Here is a 1,788-nt window from a genome sequence, read left to right as displayed (position 1 = left end):
GCGCAGGTGAGGAAGCTTGGCTGGTCCATAAGTTCGTGCTTCAAGGTGACCCGGGCAGCATCGAGCTGCGGGCGAAGGTTGGCATGGAGATCCACAAGACCTTCACCCGGGCGGATGGCACGGTGATGGGCGTCGAGCGTTGGTGTTGGGACCAAGGTGGTCACTACTGCGATGAAGTACGTGAGGAATGCATCAAGCACGGCACCCAGTGGGTGATCCCTGTGTTCGGTGCCTCGACCTATGGCAAGCCGATTGCGACCTGGCCGCGTAAGAAAACCAAGGTCAAAGGGGGACGTGCGTACCTTGTCGAAGTGGGTACCGACAATGCCAAAGAGCTGATTTATGGCCGTCTCAGGATGCAGCCGGACGGTTCGGGTGCACCTGTGCCTGGCTGTATCCACCTGCCTGCCAACGAGATGATTTGCGGCGAAGACGAGTTGCGGCAACTGACCGCCGAGCGCCGCAAGTGGGTGATCGTCAAACACCAGCGCGTCCAGCGCTGGGACGCCGGCGGGCGACGAAACGAAGCGCTCGATTGCCTGGTGTACGCCTTGGCGGCGTTGCGCATAACACAGCAGCGCTTTGGCATGAATCTCGACCTGCTCGCACAGCAGTTGCCGTCAGGCACTTGGGTTGTGCCGGTGAGTCACGAGCAGGAAAGCAAACCGGCCACCGTTGCCGCACCGACATCGGCCACGGTGTCGGTGCCTCAGGTTGAGCCGGAACAATCACCCGACCAGCCCGCCGAGTCGGGCGGCTGGCTTAATACAGGACAAGGCGCATGGCTATAACCGCTCAAGACATGGTGGACCGCTATCTGGAGGCCGAGCTGGCCATCCTGCAGGGCAAGGAAATCCTCTTTAACGGTCGCAAGCTGATCATGGATGACCTGGAGGAAATCCGCGCTGGTCGGCTGGAATGGGAACGCCGGCTGCGAGCACAACAGGCAGCAGCGGCGGGGCAGCCGCCATACGCCTTGGCGACATTCCGATGAACCTGCTGGATCGCGTGCTGGCCCCGGTGTTTCCCGGGCTGGTGGCTGACCGTCTGCGTGCCCGTAGCACCATCATGGCCTTTGAAGCGGCGCAGGCGACCCGCACCCACCAAGCCAAAAAACAATCGGCCAGTGCGGACCGCTCGCTGCAGCGTTCGGCGCGTTCTTTGCGCGAGCAGTGCCGCAAGTTGGACGAAGACCACGACATCGTCACCGGCTTGTTCGATCGCCTGGAAGAGCGAGTGGTTGGCGGCATGGGCATCGCGGTCGAGCCGTTTCCGTTGAGCTATGCCGGGGAAGTGCATCTGGAGTTTGCGGCGCAGATCAAGGCTCGCTGGGCCGAGTGGTCGTTGCGTCCGGAAACGTCCGGCGAGCTGTCCCGACCGCAGATGGAGCGGCAGGTGTGCCGAACTTGGCTGCGCGATGGCGAAGCCTTGGCGCAGAAGCTCAAGGGACGTGTGCCCAGCTATGAGCATTTGAGCGCGGTGCCCTTCGCTTTGGAGTTGCTGGAGCCGGATTACCTGCCGTGGGAATACAACGATGAAGCCAAGGGCATTGTGCAGGGTATCGAGCGCAATCAGTGGCGGCGGGTCCGGGCCTATCACCTGGTCAAGCATCACCCCGGGCATGCCGCCGGTTTCCAGCTGACTTTGACCACCAAGCGCGTGCCGGTCGAACAGATGATTCACATCGCGCACCGTAAGCGCATCGGTCAAAACCGCGGCCAACCCTTGCTGCATGCCGTGCTGATTCGCTTGGCGGACATCAAGGATTACGAGGAAAGCGAACGGGTT

Annotated in this window: 3 protein-coding genes; all 3 read left to right on the top strand. The window is 61.9% G+C overall.

The genetic code is table 11. From position 1 onward, the window contains the following. Positions 1-791 (top strand): terminase gpA endonuclease subunit (locus ACLD1X_RS29040; RefSeq protein WP_429373715.1); only part of this gene is annotated, 791 nt, incomplete at its 5' end. After that, on the top strand, positions 782-994 hold the full coding sequence (locus ACLD1X_RS29035; protein ID WP_116583236.1) for a primosomal replication protein PriB/PriC domain protein: 213 nt from the start codon (positions 782-784) through the stop codon (positions 992-994). The genes ACLD1X_RS29040 and ACLD1X_RS29035, both read left to right, overlap by 10 nt. Continuing rightward, positions 991-1,788 (top strand): phage portal protein (locus tag ACLD1X_RS29030; protein ID WP_429373712.1); only part of this gene is annotated, 798 nt, incomplete at its 3' end. The genes ACLD1X_RS29035 and ACLD1X_RS29030, both read left to right, overlap by 4 nt.

Source organism: Pseudomonas sp. 18173 (assembly GCF_050432945.1).
Classification (GTDB): domain Bacteria; phylum Pseudomonadota; class Gammaproteobacteria; order Pseudomonadales; family Pseudomonadaceae; genus Aquipseudomonas.
This window is presented reverse-complemented; position numbering and strand designations above follow the sequence as displayed.